Source organism: Arthrobacter sp. FW306-2-2C-D06B (assembly GCF_021789175.1).
Lineage (GTDB): Bacteria > Actinomycetota > Actinomycetes > Actinomycetales > Micrococcaceae > Arthrobacter.
The window spans coordinates 1,381,427-1,404,541 of sequence record NZ_CP084560.1 but is presented as its reverse complement, the minus strand read 5'-3'; the positions used below and the strand labels follow the sequence as shown (position 1 = coordinate 1,404,541).

The window sequence follows — 23,115 nt, the reverse complement described above, 5'->3', positions numbered from 1 at the left end:
GATTATGGGGCGCCCGGTTCACCCCGGGCGCCCCGCTCCACAACCCAGGAAGTCCCATGCTCCACTCTCCCCAACACCCTTTCCGCTCCGCCCGCAAGGCGGTACTCGCCGTCGTCGCCGTTGTCGTGGCAATGGTCGCGAGCTCCTGCACCCCGACGCCGGACTCCTCGCCGTCTGCGGCGAACCCGCCGTCCGCCGCCGGCACCGTAGCTGCCCCGGCGCCGTCCGAATCGGACCCGTGGCGGCCCGCCGCGCACCTCACAGCGTCGCAAAACTGGATCAACGATCCCAATGGACTTGTCTACGAAAACGGCACCTATCACGCGTTCTACCAGCACAATCCACACGGCAACTTCTGGGGAGATATGTCGTGGGGCCACTCCACCAGCACCGATCTGGTGCACTGGACCCAACAGCCTGTAGCCATGGAAGGCTCGGCCAGCGAGGAAGTCTTTTCCGGCGCCATCGTTTCGGACACCAAGAACGCTTCCGGCCTGGGCACCGCTGAAAACCCGCCGCTGGTAGCCCTCTACACCAGCTCATACGGCGAAGGCGGGGCCCTGCCCAAGGGTAGCCAGGCCCAGTCCGTGGCCTACAGCCTCGACCGTGGGACGTCCTGGACCAAGTACAAAGGCAATCCGGTGCTCAGCCTGCAGCCGGCGTCGAACAACTTCCGCGATCCCAAGATCACCTGGTATGAGCCCGGCAAATACTGGGTCATGACCACGGTGGTAGCGGACGCCCAAGTGGTGAAACTGTTCAAATCCACGGATCTGCTGCACTGGAGCTTCCTCAGCGATTTCTCCGGGGTGGGCGCCCAGGGCGGCCTCTGGGAAGTTCCCGAACTTCTCCAGATGGACGTCGACGGCGGCAACGGACTGAAGAAGTGGGTCATGATCGTGAGCATCAACCCTGGAGGCATCGCGGGAGGCTCCGGCATGCAGTACTTCGTGGGCGACTTCGACGGCACCCGGTTCACGGCAGAGCACGCGGCGAAGCCGGGTGACCCACTGACGGACTCGCAATGGCTGGACCATGGAGCGGACTTTTACGCCGCGAACACCATCTCCGCGGCTCCCGGTGGAAAGCCGGTACTGCTCGGCTGGATGGGGAACTGGGACTATGCGCAGTCCGTACCGAGCACCCCGTGGCGCGGATCCATGGCCATCCCCCGCCAGCTCACCCTCGCAGCTACGGGAAGCCGCTTCGAGCTCCGATCCGCCATCGCGCCGGCCGCCGCGGATGCGCTCACGAACGCCAAGACCAGTGAAGTACATCGCGAAAACCTCACCGTCACCGACTCCACGGAGTCCCTCGGCAGCGACTTCGGGTCGCGAACCCAGCTGATCGACGCCGAAATGGACGTTGCGGGCTCAGCGGACGCCGGCATGGTGTTGCGGGCCTCCTCGGACGGGAGGGCAGGCCTCCGCATCTCGTACAACCGCGCAAGCCAAACCCTGAAAGTGGACCGTTCCACGGCCGGAACCTCCAACTTCTCGCCGAAATTCAGCCCCTACCACCAAGCCTCCGTGCCCACGAAGGACGGCAAGGTCCGGCTCCGCATCCTCCTGGATTCCTCATCCGTGGAGGTCTTCACACAAGACGGATCGGTAGTCATCTCGGACATTTTCTTCCCGCAGTGGGGCAACACGGGTGCGGCGGCCTTCAGCTCGGGAGGCACCGCGGGCTTCGTGCTGACCAGCACGCGGATGCAACCCTGACGCCGTGCACCCCAACTAGCTCGCATTTGTTGTCGTTAAAACGCCTCATAACGACAACAAATGCGAGTCAGTTGGGGTGGGGCGACCGGACTGTGACGGCTGACATAGCCCGTGACCTCGGCATTCATTCTCTTTGACGATAGCTTTATCCCTATGACATCGAGCGATGCCGAATTTGAAAAGCTGATATCCGACGCCGGCGAATGGGCTGCCCAGGACCCGGACCCGATCACTGCGGCAGCCCTGTCCGAACTGACCGGACTCGCCTCCAGCGGCGTCGCTGCAGCCCGTCAACAGCTTGAAGACAGCTTCAGTGGAACGCTGCAGTTCGGTACCGCGGGACTCCGGGCAGCCCTCGGTCCCGGTCCAAACAGGATGAACCGCGTGGTCGTGCGGCGGGCAGCGGCAGGTTTGGCGGCTTTCCTCAAGGATGCCGTTGAGGCCGCTTCCCCCGGAACGCGGCCGCGCGCCGTCGTCGGCTATGACGCGAGGCACAACTCGGATGTCTTCGCATTAGAGTCTGCCGCCATCTTCGCGGCCGCCGGAATCGACACTTACCTGATGCCCTCGGCGCTTCCAACACCGCTGCTTGCTTACGCCGTCCGTTCCCTTGATTGCGACGGCGGAGTCATGGTCACAGCGAGCCATAACCCTCCGCAGGACAACGGCTACAAAGTGTACCTGGGCGGCCGGGCCGTGGAGGAAAGCGGGCGGGGATCCCAGATCGTGGCTCCCTACGATTCGCAGATCGCCGCAAGCATCGAAGCCGTGGGCCCTTTGGATTCCATTGAACTGGCTGAATCCGGCTGGACTGAGCTACCCGGTTCCATCACCGGCGAGTACGAGGCCGCAATGGCAGGCCTGGCCGACGTCGAAAATTTCCCGGCCCGCGATCTGAAGATCGTCCTGACCCCCATGCATGGCGTGGGCGGTGAAACCGCCGTCTCGGTTCTCAACGCGGCCGGCTTCACGGACGTCTCGCTCGTAGAAGAGCAGGCAGCACCGGATCCGGACTTTCCCACGGTCAATTTCCCCAACCCGGAAGAACCCGGCGCGCTGGATCTGGCTTTGGCGGCAGCGGCGCGCTCGGGCGCCGACATCGTGCTGGCCAACGACCCCGACGCCGACCGCGCGGCTGTAGCGGCAAAGGACCCGGATACCGGTGCTTGGCGGATGTTGCGGGGCGACGAAGTAGGCGCCCTCCTCGGGGCACATGTGGTGGCCCGGCACGCCGCGGACGCCCGGCAAGGCGACGCGACACGGGGCGTTTTCGCCAATTCAATCGTCTCGTCCCGGCTGCTCTCCCGCATCGCGGCGGCCGCCGGCTTCGCCCATGAGGAAACGCTCACGGGATTCAAATGGATTTCCCGGGTGCCGGGACTTGTGTACGGCTACGAGGAAGCCTTGGGCTACTGCGTGGCGCCCGAACTTGTCAGGGATAAGGATGGCATTTCCGCATCATTGCTCATCGCAGAACTGGCGGCGGCTGCCAAGGCCGAAGGAAAGACGATCTTCGACACCTTGGACGAGATCTACCTGGTGCACGGCCTGCATGCGAGTGACCAGCTCAGCATCCGGGTGGCGGACCTTGGTTTGCTGGACGCCATGATGAACCGGCTCCGGGCCGATCCGCCGGAGTCCTTTGGCGGTTCCGCCATCGAGACCTTGGTGGATCTGGCCGAGGGAAGCGAACAACTTCCGCCAACGGACGGCCTCCTCTACCTGACCAAGGACCTAAGCCGCGTCATCATCCGGCCGAGCGGCACCGAGCCAAAGCTCAAGTGCTATCTGGAGGTCATCAAATCGGTCGGTTCCGCGGCGGAACTCGCAGAAACCCGCCACGCCGCGCGGACCACTTTGGACCACATACTCGCGGACGTCCGCGAAGCGCTGGGGCTCTAGTTAGAGTTCGACTTCGATGAAGCCGTCAACCATGCGGGTCCTGAATGCAGGAAGCCGCAGCCCGGGGTTGGAATAGCACTCACCGGTCTGCAAGTCGTAGACCTCTTTGTGCAACGGCGAGGCGATGGTGGGGCGTGATCCCCGGGAACCGGTGATGCCGCGGGCCATGACGTTGGCCAAGGTTGCGGGGTCCCGCTGGGCGACCGCGTAGACGTTTTCGGCGTCGACGCGGAAGAGCGCCACCTGCACGCCGTCAATCAACGCTGCCTCGCCCCAAGCCGGTTCCAGCTCGTCCAACGGGCATACGCGGTGCCAGCCGGACGCGGTCGGAGCGCCCATCAGTTGTTCTTCCCGTTCCAGAATGACGGTCATGTCAGCCCCTCTCGCTATGCCTGCGGCCGGACAAATGCTGCCCGTTCCTTTCAGGCGTTGGCCACCGAGCGGCCATACCTTCAAGGTAGGCGGGGAGTGTTTCACCGGAACGCAGTCAATGTGTCCGGTGCGTAAAAGAGACCTCACCCAAGCCGACATGCAATCGTGACCCAGAAGTTAAGACCACGAAACAAAAGGGAAACTGAAGAGAAACTGCCCGTCCGTAGTCTGAGGTGACAAGTTGCGGAGCACGTTCTGCGGCGTATGCGAAAGGCCACCAGTGACCGGACACACTTCCACCCCAGAAAACCTGCGCCGTATTGTCGTCGCCGGCGGAGGCCCTGCGGCCCACCGTTTTGCCGATGCCATGCATACCCGCGGTCTCGAGGGCTGGCACGTCACGGTCCTGACCGAGGAAGATCACGTCCCGTATGACCGGGTCACGTTGAGCAAAGCGCTGACCGATGTGGACTATGACCTCACCCTCGGACACGCGTCAATGTGGGAGCACGATGCCCTGGACCTGCGGACCGGCGAGCGGGTGGTCAAGATCAACCCCGATGCGAAGTCCGTGGAAACCGCGGCGGGCAACACGTACGACTACGACCACCTGGTGGTGGCCACCGGCTCGGACGCGGCAGAGCTCCCCTTCCCCGGCGGCGAGCTCGCCCATGTCTACCGCACCCTCGACGACGTCTGGGCCATCAACAAAGCCATTGCCGAACTCACGGATAAGCTCGGCCGGACCGTCAAGACCGTGACGATCGGCGGTGGCCTCCTCGGTCTGGAAGCAGCGGCGGGCACCATGGAGTTGGGCGCGCAGGCCACCGTCATCAACGGTTCGCGCTGGCTCATGAACGCCCAGCTGGATGAGGGCGCCGGCCAGGCACTGGGCCGGCTGGTCACTGCCAAGGGACTCGAAGTTCTTACGGGAACCTACCCCGCCGAAGTATTGTCCGACGACGACGGCCAGGTCACCGGCGTCCTCATGAAGGACGGCCGCATCGTCCTCGCCGACATGGTCATCGCCTCCATCGGCATCCGCCCCCGCGATGAACTGTTCCGCGCCGCCCAGGACCCTACGGAGGGCAAGGAACAGCTGTTCGAACTGGGAAAGAAGGGTGGCGTGGTCATCAACGACCATTGCGCCACCCCGGTCCCCGGCATCTGGGCCATCGGTGAGGTGGCGAACTTCGAGGGCATGTGCCTGGGCCTCGTGGCACCGGCGAACACCATGGCCGAGATCGTCGCGGACCGCCTGCACGGCGGGCAAGCGACCTTCCCCGGTTTTGACACCGCCACCAAGCTCAAGCTCTCCGGCGTGGACGTCGCCAGCTTCGGCGACGCGTTCGCCAGGACCGAGCACTCCCTGGAAATCGTCTACGCGGACCCCGCCCGGGGCGTGTACCAGAAGATCGTCACCACCGACGACGCCAAGACCCTGCTCGGCGGCATCTTCGTCGGCGACGCCACCCCGTACATGAGCCTGCGCCCCCTGCTCGGCCGGGAGCTCCCCGCCGAACCCGGCGCCTACCTCACCGCCGCCGGCGGCGGGGAGGCCCCCGACACCGAACTGCCCGATGACGCGATCCTGTGCTCCTGCAACAACGTCCCCGCCGGGAACATCCGCGACGCCGTCAACGGCTGCGGGACGTGCGAAGGCAAGGAGCCCATCCGGGAACTGGGCGAACTGAAGACCTGCACGCGCGCCGGCACCCAGTGCGGCTCCTGCGTGCCGATGCTCAAGAAACTCCTCGAAGGCGAACTGAAGAAGTCCGGCATCGAAGTCTCCAAGGCGTTGTGCGAGCACTTCAGCCTCTCCCGCCAGGAACTCTTCGACGCCATCCGCGTCCTGGAACTGGACTCCTTCGAGGACATCCTGGCCAAATACGGCACCGGCGCCGGCTGCGACATCTGCAAACCCACCATCGCCTCCATCCTTGCCAGCCAGAACAGCGAATACGTCCTGGGCGCCGGCCGCGGGACCCTGCAGGACACCAACGACCGCGCCCTGGCCAACATGCAAAAGGACGGCACCTACTCCGTGGTCCCGCGCATCGCCGGCGGCGAAATCACCCCGCAGGGCCTCGGCGTGATCGCCCGCGTCGCGGAGAAGTACGGCCTGTACACGAAGATCACCGGGGGGCAGCGCATCGACATGTTCGGCGCCCGCCTCGAACAACTCCCGGAGATCTGGAAGGAACTCGTCGAGGCCGGCTTCGAATCCGGGCAGGCGTACGGCAAGAGCCTGCGCACCGTGAAGTCCTGCGTGGGCTCCACCTGGTGCCGCTTCGGCGTCCAAGACTCGGTCGCCATGGCCATCAACCTGGAAATGCGCTACCGCGGCCTGCGCAGCCCGCACAAACTCAAAATGGGCGTCTCCGGTTGCGCCCGCGAATGCGCCGAAGCGCGCGGCAAGGACGTCGGCGTCATCGCCACCGACAAAGGCTGGAACCTCTACGTCGGCGGCAACGGCGGTTTCCTGCCCGCCCACGCGCAACTCCTCGCCCAGGACCTGGACGACGAAACCCTCATCAAATACATCGACCGCTACCTCATGTACTACATCCGCACCGCGGACCGGCTCCAGCGCACCGCCCGCTGGCAGGAGGAGCTCGACGGCGGCCTCAAGCACATCGAGGACGTCATCATCCACGACTCCCTCGGCATCGCCAACGAGCTCGAAGCCTCGATGGCCCGCCACATAGACACTTACCAGGACGAATGGGCCGAAACACTCAAAGACCCGGAACGCCTTCGCCGCTTCCGCTCCTTCGTCAACGCCCCCGACCAGAAAGACGAAGCCATCGCCTTCGTCCCCGAACGCGGCCAGATCCGCCCCGCCACCAACGAGGAAAAAGGCGTCCTCATCGCCAGCACGATTCCCGTTCGCGGCCAGGACTAAGGAGCAAGAAGCCATGCAGCTCACCATCGACCTCACAGGCCGCGACGTTCTGGTCATAGGCTCCGCTCACGCCGCGCGCCAGGCCGTCCGGCGCTACGAAGCCGCCGGCGCCGTCGTCCATCAGCTCAGCGCCCCCGACGGAGCCGACGCTGACGGCCCGCTGCCCGAACGCCCGTTCCTGGTGGCGGCCGTCGACGATGGTCAGCCCGGCTGGGAACCCCTACTCGAACGCTGCCGGAAAGCGGGGATCCCCGTCGCGAGCGAACCGGCCGCAGGCGAGTCCGGACACGTCACACTGGTGGGCGGCGGCCCAGGCGCCCTCGATCTGCTGACCACAGGCGCGGTCAACGCGCTGCGGGACGCCGACGTCGTCTTCTACGACCGGCTCGCCCCCTACGCGGAACTGGCGCAATTGACGTCCGCGGAAATGGTGGACGTCGGCAAGAGCCCCGGGCACCACAAAGTAGCCCAATGCGACATCGAAAGACTCATGGTCGACGCCGCCCTGACCGGGAAGAATGTGGTCCGACTCAAGGGCGGTGACCCTTACGTGTTCGGCCGCGGCGGCGAAGAAGTCAGCGCGTGCGTGCAGGCGGGCATCCGGGTCCGCGTCATCTCCGGCGTCACGAGCGCCATCTCGGTCCCGGCCGCCGCCGGCATTCCGGTCACGCACCGCGAGGTCAGTCACATGTTCACGGTTGTCTCGGGCCACGCACCGCTGACCGAGAAGGAGCACACCCATTTAGCCGGCCTCGGCGGGACCATCGTGGTCCTCATGGGCATCGGAACCCTCCCCCAACTCGCCGCCGGGCTCCGCCGGGCCGGGATGGACCCCGCAATGCCCGTGGCCGTCGTCGAACGCGGTTACCGCCCCGGACAACGCACTACCATCGCCGAACTCGGCACCATCGAAACGGCGGCGGCGGGCTGCACCAACCCGGCCGTCCTGGTCATCGGCGAGGTGGTCCGGGTGGCCGAAGCCCACCGCGATCACACCGAAGCCACCGCAGACCTCAACCTCCTCGCAGCTTCCCTCCTTGAAGCCTGAAAGAACACACATGACTACGTTGAATGCCCTTGATTCCATCGATGCAGGCTCGCCGTTGGCCACCCCAGGACCAAGCGACGATGCGCCGCTGGACGGCTTCCGCATCGGAGTGACTTCACACAGGCGTTCACGTGACTTGATCGAGGCGCTCGAACGGCGCGGTGCTTCCGTGCTGCACTCCCCGGCATTGAAGATCGCGCCGGTCAAGGAAGACATCACGCTCATCGAGGACACGAAGACGATCATCGCGGCCAAGCCCGATATCTGCATCGCCACCACCGCCTACGGCATGCGGCGCTGGTGCGAGGCCGCGGACTCGTTCGGCATCGGCGAGCAACTGCTCGACGTCCTGGGGGCCTGCCGCATGTTCGTGCGGGGACCAAAAGCCCGCGGTGCGGTGCGCGCGGCAGGCCTTGCCGACGTCGGGATCAGCAGTGACGAAACCACAGCCACACTCGTGGACATGCTCCTTCACGAAGGCGTCCGGGGGAAGACCGTCGCCGTGCAATTGCACGGCTACACCGACGTCCGTCAACTGGAGCGGCTCCGGATGTCCGGCGCGACGGTCCTCACCGTCACCCCCTACCGTTGGGTCAAGCCCGACGGCGAAGACAAGCTGCCGCGCCTGATCGAAGCCGCCTGCAGTGGAGACTTGGATGTGCTCACCTTCACGAGCGCGCCCGCGGTAGACGCCATGTGGAGCACGGCCCACGAAATGGGCCTGTACCGCCAGCTGGTCGAGGCCCTCAAGACCCAGGTGACTGTCGCCGCCGTCGGACCCGTCACTGCACAGCCGCTGATCGACGCCGGGCTCGCCCCCCTCATCCCGGACCGCTACCGCATGGGTGCGCTCATCCGGCTCGTCACCGAACACCTGGCCCTGAACCATGTGCGCCGGCTCGACACTCCCGCAGGGAACATCGAGCTGCGCGGCCGCTGTTTGAAGATCGATGGTTCCGTGGTGGAGCTGGCCCCGGCTCCGCTGCTCCTGCTGCGAGCGCTTTTGGGAGCCGGGGGCGCAGTGCTGTCCCGCGAAGCGCTTTCCGACCTTCTGGAATTGCGTGGCTCGGTCCATGCCCTGGACATGACGGTGAGCCGTTTGCGGTCCTCGCTCCCGGACGGAAAGCTCGTGGAAACCGTGGTCAAACGGGGTTACCGGCTCCGCGTCTAGCCCTGGTTCTTATGAACGAGGTAGATGGCACCGGTGGTGACGTCTTCCTCGAGTGCTTCCAGGGTACGGCCACGGGTTTCGGGGACCTGCTTGACGACGAAGACCAGGGCCAACGCCCCGACGGCGGCGAAGAGGAAGAAAGTGCCGGTGATGCCGACCCCCGCGACCAGCGACGGGAAAAACAGCGATAGGAAACCGTTCACCACCCAGAGGAAGAAGATCGAGACGCCGGTACCGAAGCCGCGCATGTGCAGCGGGAAGACCTCCGACAAGTACACCCACACCGCGACGTTCAGGAACGTCTGCATGGACCCGACGAAGGCAACCACCAGGAAGAGGATCACATACGGGCGGATCGGGTTGCCCACGGGCAACATCATTGAGGCGAACCCGATGAGCAGGTGGCAGCTGGTAGTCAGCGTGAGGCCGAGGATGAAAGTCTTGCGACGGTCGATCCGGTCCATCAGCGACAAGGCGATGACGCCTCCGACCACCGCGATCACGCCGGGCGCGATGTTCGCGATGAGCGCGCCGCTCTCGTTGAAGCCCGACTCGACAAGTACCGTCTGGCCGTAATACATGATCGAGTTGATGCCGGTCAGCTGTTGGGCGACGCCCAGGCCGATGCCGACGAGCAGAATGCGGAACAGGTTCTTGTTGCTGAAGACCGCACGCCAGCCGATCTGCTGGCTTTCCCGCTCCTCCCTGGCGACGTTCTCGACGTCGCCGAGCTCCGCGAGCGCACGGTCCTCGGAGCGGACAGACCGCAACACGGCGAGGGCCTCATCGTGCCGGCCCTTCTCGACGAGCCAGCGCGGGGACTCAGGCACGCGGAGCATGCCGAAGAACAGCGCGATCGCCGGCAACGCACAGACCGCAAGCATGATGCGCCACACGCCAGGGACGTCGCCCCACACGATGCCGATGATGGCGTTGACGACGAAGGCCGCCAGCTGCCCGACGACGATCATGAGCTCGTTCCGGCCCGCCAGGGAGCCGCGGATCTCATAAGGGGCCATCTCCGCCAGGAACACCGGGACCACCGCCGAAGCGCCACCGACGGCGAGACCGAGCAGGACGCGGCCGACCACGAGCACCCCGAAACTCGGCGTGAACACGCACACCAAGGTGCCGGCGAAGAACAGCACCGCCAGCAGGATGATCGTCTTGCGGCGCCCCCACCCGTCGGAGATGCGTCCACCCGAAAGGGCGCCGATCGCCGCCGCGAAGACGAGTGAGCTGGCCACGACGCCCTCGGTGAACGGAGTGAGGCCGAGTTCGGCCGTCATTGGCCGGAGCGCCCCGTTGATGACACCCGTGTCATAACCGAACAGCAGGCCACCGAAGGTGGCAATCAGTGCGACCAGGCCAAGGCGCTTACGATGCGGGCCGTTGCTCAGTGGAGGAAGCGCGACTGCGCTGCCGACTCCCCCATGGCTTTGCGTTGCAGACATCAGGACTCCTTTGTCTTGTGATGCGGGTCATACACCCGCCCTGAATAACAGACTAACGCGCGAAAGACTTAAATGTAAGGTCAATCTAACAAATGACTTAATTGAGACTTCTGCGCCGTGGGATGATGAACCCATGGGTCTTGACCGGCAGCTCCGTCCCGCGACACAGAGCGATGTGGCTCGTGAAGTAGGTGTCTCCCGCACGCTCGTGTCTTTCGCCTTCCGCGACGCTCCCGGTGTCAGCGAAGAAACCAAACAGGCCATCTTCGACGCTGCAAAACGTCTCGGTTACCGGCCCAATGCGGCCGCTGCCGACCTTGCACGCAAGCATCGCTCCGCCGTCGGGCTCTATTTGATGGACATCCACAACGAGGTTTACGCCGACATTCTCAGCGGCGTGAGGATGGCACTCCCACAGGCCCGCAACCGGCTCATCCTGAGCGTCTCCCATTCTATCGACGGCGTGGATCCGGGGGCCGTGGACTCGCTGATTGAGGCGCGGGTGGGGATCATCATCGCCGCAACGCTTCTCGACCCGGACGAACGGGTGCAGGAACTTGCACAAATAGTCCCGATCGTCAGCGTCGCGCGGCCGGTACCCGGCGTCGACAGCGTGTATTCGGACGACGACGCCGGCGCCCGCGCCGCCACCGAACACCTCCTCACCCTTGGACACACCCGGATCGCCCATCTGGCTGGACCGGATTATCACGGCCACACGGTCCGGCGGAAAAGCTACGAACAGACGATGCGCGACGCCGGCATGGTCCCCTGGACGGTAGCGGCGGATGACTTCACGCAAGATGCCGGGCAGCGTGCCGCAGTTGAAATCCTTGACTCCGCGGACCGCCCGACAGCCATCTTCGCCCACAATGACCAGTTCGCCTTGACGGCACGCGAAGCCGCCTACGCGAGGGGCCTGGCCATTCCCGGGGACCTGTCGCTGGTGGGCTATGACAATTCACGGACCGGCCGGCTCCACGGCATCGACCTGACGTCGGTCGACCTCCATGCGATGGAACTGGGAAGCGTCGCCGGAGCCGTGGCCATGGACCGACTCAACAATCCCGAGGCTCCCATCGCGGACGAGCGCCTCACCCCCGAGCTGGTAATCCGCAACTCAACGGCGCCTCCCCCTGTGTGACCCAGCTCATTACCGGCTGGTAACCATCAGGGAACGGGCCACCGCCAAATGGCAACAACGGGGAAACACCACCGAAAAACCCCCCGCCTAGGCTGGGCACAGGCACATCAACCACAGCTCAGTTCAGCGAAGGGACCCACCATGTCCATCCCCCCGTCCGCAGGATCCATCCATCTGGTCATCGCAGGAGCCGGGCCGGCAGCCCAGGCCCTGGTCCGTCGGCTGACAGGAAGCAGCACTACTTCGCGACAGCCGGGACCGGCAACGTTCCATGGAACAATCACCGTCCTGAGCAACCGCGACGAGTGCCCCGATGCCCTCCTGGAGCTGGCCGCCCTCCCCCAGGTCTCGGTGCGTTTCGGCCAGGCCGCGAGCTTCATCGATGTCCAGGCCCGCACGGTCACCACCACAGAAGGCCTTGAGTTCCCCTACGATCAGCTGGTGATTGCGACCGGCTCGTCCCCCCTGTACCCGCCGGTCCAAGGCGCGGCACGCAGCCTCAACTACTCCACCATCGACGACGCCGAGCAGATCGGCACCGCGGTCCAGGACATCACCAGGGTCCTCGGCCGTCGCCCGCTGGGGATTCTGGTTGGCACCGGTCCGGCGGCCGGCCAGGCCGAGGCCGTGCTGCGCGCCCGCGGAGTCCGGCCCATCCGCACCACCTTGCGTCCAGCTGCCGTCATGCCTTCCGTCGCCGGTTCGGTCCTGCCGGCTACCGGGATCGTCTTCGAGGACGGGAGCAGCATGAACGGCGATCTTGTGGTGCTCGCCGAGGAACGGCTCCCCCGCAATGGGCTCGCCGAAAGCGCGGGCCTGCAGACAGCTCCCGACGGCGGCATCAGGGTGGGGCGCGATTTCTCCACATCGGTGCCGGGCATCTGGGCGATCGGGGACGCCGCCTCGCGGGACGGCATGCGCCTTGGGCTCGTGTTCTCCTCGAATGCCGCCGCAGCACACTGCGCTGCCCGGCTTGAGGAAGACGCCAGGCTCCGTTGCGCGCGCTCCGGCGTCGCGGCCTGAGGGGCTAGCGGGTCCAAGGCGAGGCGGAGGGCCTGAGGGTGAGATGGGGAGGGAGTCTCAGGGAGCCCGATACCGGCCCGCCAGCCCCGCTGAGGGAGCCTCCACGGCGGCGGGGCAGTGTGGCAAGATGGTCATTTGACGAGCCGCGACCCTTGCGGCACACCGGGCCCGCCACGGAAGGACCTCCATGAGCAACGAAGCCTCCAGCGCACTGGACAACAGTGCAAGCATCGCTTCATACATCGACCACACTCTTCTCAAGCCGGAAGCCAGCGAAGCCGAAGTGCGCCAAGTCTGTGCCGAGGCGGCCGAGTACAAGTTCAAGTCGGTGTGCGTCAATCCGATTTGGGTCAAGACCGTGACGAAGGCACTCAAGGGTTCCGGAGTGCTCACTTGCTCGGTTGTCGGCTTTCCGCTCGGCGCCACTCCCAGCGACGTCAAGGCGTTCGAAGCACGTGGCGCCGTGTTGGACGGTGCGGATGAAATCGACATGGTGATCAACATCGCCGCGGCCCGTGCCGGCGACAAAGGCGCATTGGTGGATGACATCACGACCGTAGCGGAGGCTGTCCACGCCGGTGGCGCCATCCTGAAGGTCATCATCGAGACTGCCCTGCTGAATGACGAGCAGAAGGTCCTGGCTTGCGAGGCATCGGTGGAGGCCGGGGCGGACTTCGTGAAGACCTCAACCGGTTTCAACGGTGGCGGCGCCACGGTGGAAGACGTGGCCCTCATGCGCAAGACAGTAGGCCCGGGTCTCGGCGTCAAGGCCTCCGGTGGAGTACGTTCCCTGGCCGATGCACAGGCTATGATTGCTGCTGGTGCAACACGTATCGGTGCGAGCTCCGGAATTGCCATCGTCAAAGGTGAACAAGGTTCATCCGAGTACTGAGTTTCCCGGCAGCCGCCATAGTTTTTGAGCCCCCCGGGGCCGAGGAGGAAAGCATGTCCCAGAACGCCAGCCAGCCCATCGAAAAAGAAAACCCTATGGGCCAGAGCATTCTGCTGTTTGTATTCAGCATGGTCCTGTTCCTCGGCGCCATCTACTCCTTGACTTTCCTGACGCTGGAGAACACGTGGCCGATGGCCATCTGCCTGGTCCTCTTTGGCCTCGCGTTCTGGATCCCGCAGACCATTCTCGGCCGCTCCAACTCGGCTGGCGAAAGCTAAGACCTCAATCCAAAAACTGTGGCCCCGGACTTTTTGTCCGGGGCCACAGTGGTTTAAATGCGACTCCACCAGAGATGGTGATCGAAACCAAGTAGTACCACTCGCTTTTGACTACGAAAGACAGGTAACACCACTCGTTGTTAGTTAAAGACCGCCCATGGAAGCATTTGGTCATCGATTGAATGGGCAGTCAAAGCAGGAGTGGTAATTTGCGAATTCCTTGCCGCTGTTCGCCTGTTCCGGGGAATAACAATTAACAAGGAGTCTCATCATGCGTAAATTGAGCAAAAAGGGAAAGATCTACGCGGCAACAGCAACAGTTGCCCTCGTGGCAGCAAGCGGCGGCGTCGCCTACGCCTACTGGACCAACACCGGTAGCGGTGTCGGTTCCGGAGCATCAGGAACAAACACCACCATCACCGTAAACCAGACTGGCGTTGTCACCGGTCTCGAGCCGGGCGGCGCCGCTCAGACCCTTAGCGGCAATTTCACCAACCTCAATACGAGCCCGGTTTTCGTTGCAGATGTGACGGCGAGCATCGCGAGCGTGACCAAAGGCGGAGTGACTGCCGTCGGCTGCGACTCGACCGACTTCACCCTCGCGAACGCGACAATGACCGTCGGCCACGAAGTAGCCAGCGGCACGAACGTGGACAGCTGGCACGGTGCGACGATCGCATTCAACGACAAGGCCACCAACCAGGACGCCTGCAAAAACGTCACCGTCAACTTCGCCTACGCCAGCCACTAGCCATCCAGCTGGTGGGCCCATCGCGGGCCCACCAGCTTGTGCTGTCCGATCAGTAGAAACCACGCAGAACCCTAGAGGAGGCCCAGGTGCCGAGCATTCAGGAGTCATTCCACTCACCGCTTCGCATCATCCGTGCGGGAGCCAAAGTGCTCCTGGCAGGCCTCCTTTTGGTAACCCTGACTTCAGGTGTAGTGCTCGCCGCAAATAGCAATGGCAACCAAACCACGCCAAAAGCGATCACGCTGCAGCTTGCCCCCACCAGCAGATCCGTTACGCAGGGAACCTCGGCGAGCTACAACGTCGTCGTCCAGCCCTCGGGCGGGTTTGCCGGCAACGTCGCACTGACAATCTCGGGGCTGCCGGCGGGTGCCACCGCATCGTTTTCGCCCGCCGTCGTCGCCGCCGGTCCAGGATCCGGGTCATCAAACCTCGACGTTTCCACTACGTCGGCCACACCTCTTGGTACCTACTCCCTGAGCGTCAAGGGCACCAGCGGGACGCTACAATCCGCCGTCGTCGTCGTATCTTTGACGGTGACCGCCGGACAGCACCAGCCGTTCACCATCTCAGGCGACCCCACAGGGCTTCTGGCACCGGGCAATGCAGTACCGATTAATCTTCAATTGACGAACCCGGGCAATTCCAGCCTCAACGTCACCGGCCTGACCGTTTCCATCGCCGGAGTCACGCGCACCGCCCAGGCCGTCGCCAACAACCGGCCGTGCAATCCTTCGGACTACGTCGTCATCCAATTCAGCGGCAGTTATCCGATAGCTGCACCGCCCGGCAATTCCTCGCTTTCCGGGAGCGGAATTCCGGCAGCTCGGTGGCCGCAGATAAGAATGCTGGACACTTCGCTGAACCAAGACGGTTGCAAAGGCGCAACCCTCCAGCTTTCCTACTCCGGAACGGGACAGGGCAATTGAAATGCGGACAACTGACATGAAAGCGAAAAGGTGGATGAAGACCGGCTCCTTGGCCGCGGCCAAAGCGGCTGTGACGGCTGCCCTGCTGAGCCTCGTGCTGGGAGTCGGATCGGCCTACGCCTATTGGTCCACCATCGGGATCGGCAGCGGCTCCGCTGCCGCCGGCGACATGCAAACCGTCACCGTGGACGCTTTGGTGGCCGGTGACAGTCCCGCAACCACGCTCGTCCCTGGAGGTAGCGCGGAGGTCATCGTGCGGGCGAACAATCCAAATGCGTTCACTGTGCAGGTGTACAGCTTCATCGCCAACGGAGCCGCTACCGCGGATTCAGCCCACCCGCTGTGCACCACCACGGGCGTGACATTCAATGCCCCGGCCGCGCCACTCACTCCATCGGTGTCCATCCCGGCAAACTCCTCCGTTCTGATCACCCTGCCCGCAGCGGCGTCGATGTCGACGGCCTCACAATCCAGCTGCCAAGGCGCCGTATTCCACCTTCCAGTGACGATGGCGGTCCGCAAATGAACAAGCCCAAGCACTCTGCAGGCCGCGGACAAAAGCCGGCGGTCCGCCGTCGGGTGGCTTGGACTCTCCTTGCTGTGCTCTTCATCTCGTGGGGCGGCCCGGCTGCCAACGCATTCTGGCAATCGCTGAGCAGCAGCAATTTCGGCGCGGCCAAAGCAGACAGCATGCCACAGGGCGGCGCTCCGACGGCCGCGCTGAACGGTACAAATGCCACGGTCACCTGGGCGGCCGTCGCCACACCGGGCGGACACGCCGTAGCGGGCTACACCGTGGCCCGCTACTCGACTCCCTCCGGCGGTACCACTGTTGCCGCTGGAGGAAGCTGCGCTGGAACGGTAACCGGCCTCAGCTGCGTTGAACAAAACCTGCCGGCTGGGACCTGGTACTACACAGTCACACCCGTCATCTCCTTGTGGATAGGCCCGGAGAGCGCACGGAGCGGTGGCGTCAACAGTGATTCGACGCCGCCCACCATCAGCGTCACTTCAATTTCCCCGACACCGAACGGCGCGGGTTTCAACCGCAGCGGTACGGTCACTGTGAACCTGGCCGCCGTGGACAATACAGGCGGTTCCGGCGTTGCGAACATCAAATACGCGGTCGACGGCGGCAGTACGGTGACGGTCAATGCCGCCACGGCAGCGGTCAACGTCAGCGGCGACGGCACCCACTCGGTGTCGTACTCCGCCACGGACGTCGCAGGGAACGCCAGCACGCTCCAGACCCAACCGGTCAAGATCGATACCACTGCCCCGGTGGTGGGAGTTGCCTCAATCTCGCCAACGCCAAACTCCCTGGGCTACAACAGGACCAGCACAGTGACAGTAAACCTCAGCGCGACGGACGTCGGCGGCTCGGGCATCGCTTCCATCACCTACCATGTGGACAGCCTCACCCCAGTCACCGTCAACGCGGCCACAGCCGCGGTGAACGTCAGCGGCGGCGACGGCACCCACACGGTGTCCTACTCCGCCACGGATGTCGCGGGGAACGTCACATCCCAGACTCAAACGGTCAAGATCGACACGACAGCCCCGACAGTCAGCTCCGTCACGATGAACAACGGCGGCACAGGAAAGACAGCCGATTCCGGAGATACGCTCACCATCGTCTTTTCGACCGACATGGACGCCCACACCTTGTGCAACGGCTGGGACTCCACGTCCGCCACGCAGACCACCACGGGCACCGCCAGCATCAGTACAGGGAACGTGCTGACCTTCGTCAGCTCCGGCTGCCCGGCCCCATCATTTGGGAGCGTTTCCCTTGGCGCCGCCTACAACACTGGCAGCTCGGCCCGCACCTTCACGGCAACCATGGCCTGGACCCAGTCCACCGGAAACCTGGTCATCACCCTCACCGCCAACGGTTCGGGTGGTACCGCGGGAACCGGCCTCTCCCCGGCTACTCCGGTTTACACTCCAGCACCGGGCGCCGCGGACAAGGCAGGCAACCCTGTCGGAACCATCACGGCCGGTGGCCAATCGAAGTTCTAAAATCCATCGTCATCCACCCAGCCCCAACATGAGTGCCAGGAGGGCTGGCCACTTGTTCCGGAGCAATGCCCACGCAGCCAGGCCGAGTCCAACCATGGCATAGCCGCTCACGGGAATCAGGACCAGCCATTCCCGCCGCGAACCGGCTCTGCCGAGCAAGGGGATGGAGAACGCGCCGTTGGACCGCCAGATCCCGCTGACCAGGGGCAGCTTGCGCCAGAACTTCGGCGGCTTGATGACGATGGGCCACAGCAGCGGCACTCCACCGGTGGTGATCATGTCGCCGACTATGTGGACTACGACGCCGGTGAGCATGGCCAAGGGAAGCCAGCTCCACTGATGCGGGGCGAACCACGTGACCAGGCCGGCCATGGCAAGGGCAAAGACCCAGTTGGTGATCCACCCGGATTTCGGGAACAGCTTGAGGGCCTTGGCGGCCAGGTTGATCATGAACATGCACAACAGCCCGGCCCCTACCGACAAACGGCCCACAGGAGTATCCAGCTGGAACTGGGCAGCCATCGCGGCGAGCACCACGAAGGCCGAGGCGCCCAGCAGTGAATGGGTTCCCTGCCGGTGTCCCCCGCTGGCTTTCTCGATCCCGACGGCGATCACGTTGGACAGCGGCGGCAGCGAGTGGGCGATGGTGCTTGCGCGGTGGTCCCAATCGCACACCAAAGCAGTCCCCGCCGTCGTCATCGCTCCGATGAGGATCCCGGTGGCGTCCAGCGGGTACCAGCCCAAGGCGTACGGGCCCGTTGAAGCGATAGCTATCCACGCCGCGGCCCCGGACGCGGCGTGGTGTCCTCCCATCATCGCTTAGCCTGCGGTCTGCGAAGCGGGCGCGATCGGCGCGGCCGCGAAGATAGCTTCGATTACCGTGTTTGCCCACTCGAGGATCTCCGCGTCCTGGAGGTCGCGGCCGCCGATCCTCGCCGTCTTGGGCTTGGGGAGCAGCACGGCGTCGAGGGCCGGCTTGATCTGGGAGCCGGGGTACATGCGGTTGAGCCGCATGACTTTCGATTCGGGCAGTTGGGCGGGCGAGAAACGGATGAAGTTGCCTTGGAGCGCGACGTCGGACAGCCCTGCCTCGCGGGCACCCACCCTGAAGCGGGCGACGGCGATCAGGTTCTTCGCGGGCAGCGGCGGCTCGCCGTAACGGTCCACGAGTTCAGCCAGCACTTCGTCGATGGCCTCGTTGGTGATGGCCGCGGCCAGTTTCCTGTAGGCCTCGAGGCGCAGTCGTTCGCCGGGCACGTAGTCGTGCGGCAAATGGGCGTTGACGGGCAGCTCGATCTTCATGTCTGCGGCCTTTTCTTCGGCCTCGCCGCGGTACTCGGCCACGGCTTCACCCACCAGCCGGATATACAGATCGAAGCCGACCCCTTGGATGTGCCCGGACTGTTCCCCGCCCAGCAGGTTGCCGGCACCGCGGATTTCGAGGTCCTTCATGGCCAGCTGCATGCCTGCCCCGAGCTCGTTGTGGGCCGCGACGGCCTTGAGCCGTTCGAGGGCCACTTCGCCCAGGGGCTTCTCGGAGGGGTACAGGAAGTAGGCGTAGGCGCGTTCGCGGCCACGGCCCACTCGGCCACGCAGCTGGTGAAGCTGGGAGAGGCCGTACTTGTCCGCGCCGTCCACAATGAGGGTGTTGGCGTTGGAAATATCCAGTCCGGTCTCAATGATGGTGGTGCAGACCAGGACGTCAAAGCGCTTCTCCCAGAAGTCCACGATGATCTTTTCCAGGCGGCTCTCGGACATCTGTCCGTGGGCCACTTCGACGCGGGCCTCGGGGACAAGTTCCCGTATCTGGGCGGCGATGCGCTCAATCGAGGACACACGGTTGTGGACGAAGAACACTTGGCCTTCGCGCATGAGTTCGCGCCGGATCGCGGCGGAGGTCTGCTTGTTCGTGAACGGCCCGACGTAGGTCAGCACCGGGTGCCGCTCCTCTGGCGGTGTGGCCAGCGTCGACGTTTCGCGGATACCGGTGAGGGACATTTCCAAGGTGCGCGGGATGGGAGTGGCGCTCATGGCGAGGACATCCACGTTGGTGCGCATCTTCTTGAGGGCTTCCTTGTGCTCCACCCCGAAGCGCTGCTCCTCATCGACGATCACCAGGCCGAGATCCTTGAACTCGAAGTCTTTGGACAGCAGGCGGTGGGTGCCAATGACCACATCCACGGAGCCGTTCTTGACTCCCTCAATGGTCTCTTTGGCTTCCTTCGCACCTTGGAACCGTGACAGCGGCTTGACACGCAGGGGGAATCCGGAGAAGCGCTCGGTGAACGTTTCGTAGTGCTGCTGGGCGAGCAGTGTGGTGGGAACCAGCACTGCGACCTGTTTGCCGTCCTGTACCGCCTTGAACGCGGCCCGGACCGCGATCTCGGTCTTTCCATAGCCGACGTCGCCCGAGACGAGGCGGTCCATGGGGATCTCGCGTTCCATGTCGGCCTTGACCTCGTTGATGGTGGTGAGCTGGTCCGGCGTCTCCACATACGGGAAGGCCTCCTCAAGCTCCCGCTGCCACGGCGTGTCCGGAGCGAAGGCATGCCCGCGCGAGGCCATCCGGGCGGAGTACAGCCTGATGAGCTCACCCGCGATTTCCTTGACTGCCTTACGGGCCTTGGACTTGGTGCTCGCCCAGTCCGCTCCGCCCATCTTGCTCAACGACGGCGTGTCGCCCCCGACGTAGCGGGTCACCTGGTCCAGCTGGTCCGTCGGCACGAATAGCCGGTCGCCGGGGGCACCGCGCTTGGACGCCGCGTACTCGAGTACGAGGTACTCGCGAAGACCGGTGTCTCCCCCGGAGGGACCGGCAGAGGAGCCCGCCACCTTGCGCTGGATCAGCTCCACGAACTTCCCGATTCCATGTTGTTCATGGACCACGAAGTCACCGGCGTGCAGCTGGAGGGGATCGACCGCGTTGCGCCTCTTCGAGGGCATACGCCGCATGTCCTTCGTGGACCCGGCCGAGGTGCGGCCCAAGAGGTCCGCTTCCGTCAGCAGCCCCAGTTTGAGGCCGTCGAGGACAAAGCCGCGTCCGACGGCGGCAGTGGTCACCTCGATGATTCCGGCCTGGGGTTCGTGGGCCAGGGAGTCGACGCGGGAGCATGGGATATCGGCATCGTGGAACAACTCGGCGAGACGCTGGGCGGGCCCGGGCCCGTCCGTCGCCACCACGATGCGCCATTGGTCCCGCACGTGGGAGCCGATGAATTCGAGCATCTCCGCGACGTCGCCTTGGTAGCCGCGCGGTTCACGGGCGTGCAGGTTGAGGACGTCGATGTCGAGGACCAGTTCTTCGTCCGTGGCCAAGGACGTGATGGACCACCAGGAAACCCCGTGGGCCAGCGCCGCGCTCCGGGTGTCCGTCAAGGATTGGAAGCTGGCCGTTTGCAGCGCTGAAGCGGCTTGGGAGCCCAGGACCGAGTCGAGATCGAGGGGCGCCGACCCGCCGTCGGACGCTGTGGACCACGCCGCTTCGAGGAACTCTTCGTTGGTGGCAGCGAGGTCATGCGCGCGGGTGCGGACCTTCTCCGGTTCGATGACCACACCGATGGAACCTGCCGGCAGCTGGTCCACGAAAGGCACCATCGCGTCCACCAAAACGGGAGCCAGGGACTCCATGCCCTCGACGGCGATGCCGCCCGCGATCTTTTCCAGCATGTCCGCTGCGGCGGGCATCTCGGTCTTGAGCTTCGCGGCCCGGGACATGACCGACGGCGTGATGAGGATTTCCCGGCAAGGCGGGGCGTGCAATTCGCTCGGGTGGCGCACGCTCGGTCCGGAGAGCGAACGCTGGTCTGCCACGGCGAACCAGCGCATCTGGTCCACCTCGTCGCCGAAGAATTCCACCCTGATCGGGTGGTCCTCGGTGGGTGGAAAAACGTCCAAAATTCCGCCCCTGACGGCGAATTCACCACGGTGGGTAACCATGTCCACCCTCGAATAGGCAGCGTCGGCAAGGCTGCGTACCACGTCGCTGAAGGGCATTTCCTGCCCCACCTTCAATGTCACCGGGACCAGTTCTCCCAGGCCCTCGACCACTGGCTGGACCACTGCGCGAACCGGCGCCACGACCACCCGCAGGGGCCCCGCCGTCGAGCTCTCCGGGTGGGCCAGGCGGCGCAAAACCGCGAGCCTGCGGCCCACCGTATCCGAGCGCGGGGAGAGCCGTTCGTGCGGCAGGGTTTCCCAGCTGGGGAAGGCGGCCACCGAGTCCGCGGGGAGATAGGCAGCCAAGGCCGCTGTGAGGTCCTCGGCTTCTCGACCCGTGGCCGTCACGGCCAACACCACAGCGCTGGCTTCAAGATCCTGGGAGGCGAGGCCGTCGGCCATTTCCGCGAGCAGCGCGGCCCTCAAGCCGGCGGGGGCGCTGATCTGGTAGTCAGCGCTGCGTTCGCCGAAGGCCCGCGAGGCCTCGGGCCTGACCCGCGCGAACGTCCGGTCCTCACCCAGGGCACGCCGCAATCCATCAAGGGATGCGACAGTGCCGGCGGGGCTGATTCCGGAGTTGACCGCTGACGGTTGGCCTTTGGGGCTCATGGTTGGCACTCCTCGGAAGAGGGAAGTCGGATAGGGAAGGCAGCACGAAAACCCGAAATTCTCTCGAATCCCGGGGCGTTCCTAGCCTACCCCGCCCACACCGTAGGATGTTTGGGAGCCGCAAGAGCTTTCAACCGAGATATTCACGGAGGACCCCCATGGCCCTGAACGCATCCACCACCCTGGCCTACAGCGTCGACCGCGTAGCCGCCACTTTCATCGACGAAGACTTCCTGCGCCACACGAGCGAGTATGTCGGCGGCACGTTGGAATCATTCAAGATCGACGGCGACGTCGCCGGCGCCTTCACCACCATAACGGTGCGCACCCTGCCCACCACGCGCCTCCCGGAGATCGCCCGCAAGTTCGTGGGCGAGAAGCTCACCGTCACCCAGACCGAGAAGTGGGACGCCCCGACGGCCGATGGTTCCCGGACGAGCAACATCTCCCTGAAGATCTCCGGCGCCCCGCTGGATGTCACCGCGGTGCAGAGCCTGGTGGCCGACGGCGGCAACACCCGCGTCGAGCTCGAAGGTGCCGTCACGTCGTCGGTTCCGTTCCTCGGCGGCAAAATCGCCGACGCAGCCGAACCGATGGTGGGCAAGGCCTTGAACATACAGTCCCAGCAGGCCCAGGCCTGGCTCGAAAGCCACTAGCGTGCAGCTGGCAGCCGGGCTGTCGATTGTGCTGATCATCGCGGGTGCGTGGTCCTTGATCGTTTGGCCGCAGTTCCTGCGCCGCGTCATGGCAGACTCGCGCGCCCGCGACGCCAACGGGAAAGCCACGAAGTTCCTCACTGTCCACGTTGTGTTGGTCGCCATCTCGATGGTGCTCGGACTCGCGACCGCGGTCATAGGGATCACGGCGCTCCTCACCTAACGCTCCTTCCGGGCCCAACTAACTCGCATTTGTTGTCGTTTTGACGCCTCATAACGACAACAAATGCGAGTTAGTTGGGGCG

19 protein-coding genes are annotated in these 23,115 nt (G+C 64.7%); 15 read left to right on the top strand and 4 right to left on the bottom strand.

Features of this window, described 5'->3' with window-relative positions; translation table 11 throughout:
* Nucleotides 1-56 precede the first annotated feature (56 nt).
* Both LFT47_RS06625 and LFT47_RS06620 read left to right on the top strand, forming a co-directional pair.
* Nucleotides 57-1,721 (top strand): glycoside hydrolase family 32 protein, encoded by a 1,665-nt coding sequence (locus LFT47_RS06625; protein WP_236816399.1) that lies wholly within the window; start codon nucleotides 57-59, stop codon nucleotides 1,719-1,721.
* A 153-nt stretch (nucleotides 1,722-1,874) separates the two neighbouring features.
* The gene (locus LFT47_RS06620) at nucleotides 1,875-3,623 is read left to right on the top strand and encodes a phospho-sugar mutase (RefSeq protein ID WP_236816397.1); all 1,749 of its coding nucleotides are present in this window, start codon (nucleotides 1,875-1,877) and stop codon (nucleotides 3,621-3,623) included.
* Here LFT47_RS06620 and nirD read toward each other — a convergent pair whose 3' ends face one another.
* Nucleotides 3,624-3,995, bottom strand: a complete 372-nt coding sequence (gene nirD / locus LFT47_RS06615) for a nitrite reductase small subunit NirD (RefSeq protein ID WP_236816395.1) — start codon at nucleotides 3,993-3,995, stop codon at nucleotides 3,624-3,626.
* A 280-nt stretch (nucleotides 3,996-4,275) separates the two neighbouring features.
* Here nirD and nirB point away from each other — a divergent pair, with 280 nt between their 5' ends.
* From nirB to LFT47_RS06600, 3 genes are read left to right on the top strand one after another with little or no spacing between them, the layout of a single operon-like run.
* On the top strand, nucleotides 4,276-6,900 hold the full coding sequence (gene nirB / locus LFT47_RS06610; protein WP_236816393.1) for a nitrite reductase large subunit NirB: 2,625 nt from the start codon (nucleotides 4,276-4,278) through the stop codon (nucleotides 6,898-6,900).
* Between the two features lie 13 nt (nucleotides 6,901-6,913).
* Nucleotides 6,914-7,948, top strand: a complete 1,035-nt coding sequence (gene cobA / locus LFT47_RS06605; RefSeq protein ID WP_236816390.1) for a uroporphyrinogen-III C-methyltransferase — start codon at nucleotides 6,914-6,916, stop codon at nucleotides 7,946-7,948.
* Between the two features lie 10 nt (nucleotides 7,949-7,958).
* Entirely contained in the window at nucleotides 7,959-9,119 is a 1,161-nt protein-coding gene (locus LFT47_RS06600) for a uroporphyrinogen-III synthase (protein WP_236816389.1), read from the top strand.
* On the opposite strand, the gene LFT47_RS06595 is transcribed toward LFT47_RS06600, so the two are convergent.
* Nucleotides 9,116-10,573, bottom strand: coding sequence for a sugar porter family MFS transporter (locus LFT47_RS06595; protein ID WP_236816388.1), 1,458 nt, complete (start codon nucleotides 10,571-10,573; stop codon nucleotides 9,116-9,118). The two genes, LFT47_RS06600 and LFT47_RS06595, sit on opposite strands and share 4 nt — an antisense overlap.
* A gap of 133 nt (nucleotides 10,574-10,706) precedes the next feature.
* On the opposite strand from LFT47_RS06595, the gene LFT47_RS06590 reads away from it, so the two are divergent.
* From LFT47_RS06590 to LFT47_RS06555, 8 genes are all read left to right on the top strand, one after another.
* Nucleotides 10,707-11,717, top strand: a complete 1,011-nt coding sequence (locus LFT47_RS06590; protein WP_236816386.1) for a LacI family DNA-binding transcriptional regulator — start codon at nucleotides 10,707-10,709, stop codon at nucleotides 11,715-11,717.
* A gap of 141 nt (nucleotides 11,718-11,858) precedes the next feature.
* Nucleotides 11,859-12,740, top strand: a complete 882-nt coding sequence (locus LFT47_RS06585) for an FAD-dependent oxidoreductase (protein ID WP_236816384.1) — start codon at nucleotides 11,859-11,861, stop codon at nucleotides 12,738-12,740.
* Between the two features lie 187 nt (nucleotides 12,741-12,927).
* A complete protein-coding gene (gene deoC, locus LFT47_RS06580; protein WP_236816381.1) occupies nucleotides 12,928-13,632 on the top strand; it encodes a deoxyribose-phosphate aldolase in 705 nt (234 codons plus the stop codon).
* Nucleotides 13,633-13,685: 53 nt separating this feature from the next.
* Complete coding sequence (locus LFT47_RS06575) at nucleotides 13,686-13,910, top strand: hypothetical protein (RefSeq protein ID WP_236816379.1); 225 nt, start codon at nucleotides 13,686-13,688, stop codon at nucleotides 13,908-13,910.
* 271 nt (nucleotides 13,911-14,181) lie between these two features.
* A complete protein-coding gene (locus LFT47_RS06570; RefSeq protein ID WP_236816377.1) occupies nucleotides 14,182-14,661 on the top strand; it encodes a hypothetical protein in 480 nt (159 codons plus the stop codon).
* Between the two features lie 86 nt (nucleotides 14,662-14,747).
* Entirely contained in the window at nucleotides 14,748-15,587 is an 840-nt protein-coding gene (locus LFT47_RS06565) for a COG1470 family protein (RefSeq protein ID WP_236816376.1), read from the top strand.
* Between the two features lie 16 nt (nucleotides 15,588-15,603).
* Nucleotides 15,604-16,113 carry a hypothetical protein gene (locus tag LFT47_RS06560; protein ID WP_236816374.1) on the top strand — a complete coding sequence of 170 codons (510 nt, stop codon included), beginning with the start codon at nucleotides 15,604-15,606 and terminating at the stop codon, nucleotides 16,111-16,113.
* A complete protein-coding gene (locus LFT47_RS06555) occupies nucleotides 16,110-17,609 on the top strand; it encodes an OmpL47-type beta-barrel domain-containing protein (RefSeq protein ID WP_236816372.1) in 1,500 nt (499 codons plus the stop codon). The genes LFT47_RS06560 and LFT47_RS06555 overlap by 4 nt, the downstream gene beginning before the upstream one ends.
* 9 nt (nucleotides 17,610-17,618) lie before the next feature.
* Here LFT47_RS06555 and LFT47_RS06550 read toward each other — a convergent pair whose 3' ends face one another.
* A complete protein-coding gene (locus LFT47_RS06550; protein ID WP_236816370.1) occupies nucleotides 17,619-18,425 on the bottom strand; it encodes a metal-dependent hydrolase in 807 nt (268 codons plus the stop codon).
* Nucleotides 18,426-18,428: 3 nt separating this feature from the next.
* Entirely contained in the window at nucleotides 18,429-22,154 is a 3,726-nt protein-coding gene (mfd, locus tag LFT47_RS06545) for a transcription-repair coupling factor (protein ID WP_236816369.1), read from the bottom strand.
* Nucleotides 22,155-22,312: 158 nt separating this feature from the next.
* Between mfd and LFT47_RS06540 the strand changes: the two genes are divergently transcribed.
* Nucleotides 22,313-22,810: a DUF2505 domain-containing protein gene (locus LFT47_RS06540; RefSeq protein WP_236816368.1), complete on the top strand. Its 498-nt coding sequence runs from the start codon at nucleotides 22,313-22,315 to the stop codon at nucleotides 22,808-22,810.
* A gap of 1 nt (nucleotide 22,811) precedes the next feature.
* A complete protein-coding gene (locus LFT47_RS06535) occupies nucleotides 22,812-23,033 on the top strand; it encodes an SCO4848 family membrane protein (protein ID WP_236816367.1) in 222 nt (73 codons plus the stop codon).
* Nucleotides 23,034-23,115 lie beyond the last annotated feature (82 nt).

Bases quoted from the DNA above. Each gene is read 5' to 3' on its own strand.
- LFT47_RS06585 (WP_236816384.1), top strand. From the start codon at position 11,859: ATGTCCATCCCCCCGTCCGCAGGATCCATCCATCTGGTCATCGCAGGA.
- mfd (WP_236816369.1), bottom strand. From the start codon at position 22,154: ATGAGCCCCAAAGGCCAACCGTCAGCGGTCAACTCCGGAATCAGCCCC.
- LFT47_RS06575 (WP_236816379.1), top strand. From the start codon at position 13,686: ATGTCCCAGAACGCCAGCCAGCCCATCGAAAAAGAAAACCCTATGGGC.
- LFT47_RS06600 (WP_236816389.1), top strand. From the start codon at position 7,959: ATGACTACGTTGAATGCCCTTGATTCCATCGATGCAGGCTCGCCGTTG.
- LFT47_RS06555 (WP_236816372.1), top strand. From the start codon at position 16,110: ATGAACAAGCCCAAGCACTCTGCAGGCCGCGGACAAAAGCCGGCGGTC.
- LFT47_RS06595 (WP_236816388.1), bottom strand. From the start codon at position 10,573: ATGTCTGCAACGCAAAGCCATGGGGGAGTCGGCAGCGCAGTCGCGCTT.
- LFT47_RS06550 (WP_236816370.1), bottom strand. From the start codon at position 18,425: ATGATGGGAGGACACCACGCCGCGTCCGGGGCCGCGGCGTGGATAGCT.
- LFT47_RS06570 (WP_236816377.1), top strand. From the start codon at position 14,182: ATGCGTAAATTGAGCAAAAAGGGAAAGATCTACGCGGCAACAGCAACA.
- LFT47_RS06540 (WP_236816368.1), top strand. From the start codon at position 22,313: ATGGCCCTGAACGCATCCACCACCCTGGCCTACAGCGTCGACCGCGTA.
- LFT47_RS06620 (WP_236816397.1), top strand. From the start codon at position 1,875: ATGACATCGAGCGATGCCGAATTTGAAAAGCTGATATCCGACGCCGGC.
- deoC (WP_236816381.1), top strand. From the start codon at position 12,928: ATGAGCAACGAAGCCTCCAGCGCACTGGACAACAGTGCAAGCATCGCT.
- nirD (WP_236816395.1), bottom strand. From the start codon at position 3,995: ATGACCGTCATTCTGGAACGGGAAGAACAACTGATGGGCGCTCCGACC.
- cobA (WP_236816390.1), top strand. From the start codon at position 6,914: ATGCAGCTCACCATCGACCTCACAGGCCGCGACGTTCTGGTCATAGGC.
- LFT47_RS06560 (WP_236816374.1), top strand. From the start codon at position 15,604: ATGAAAGCGAAAAGGTGGATGAAGACCGGCTCCTTGGCCGCGGCCAAA.
- LFT47_RS06590 (WP_236816386.1), top strand. From the start codon at position 10,707: ATGGGTCTTGACCGGCAGCTCCGTCCCGCGACACAGAGCGATGTGGCT.
- LFT47_RS06625 (WP_236816399.1), top strand. From the start codon at position 57: ATGCTCCACTCTCCCCAACACCCTTTCCGCTCCGCCCGCAAGGCGGTA.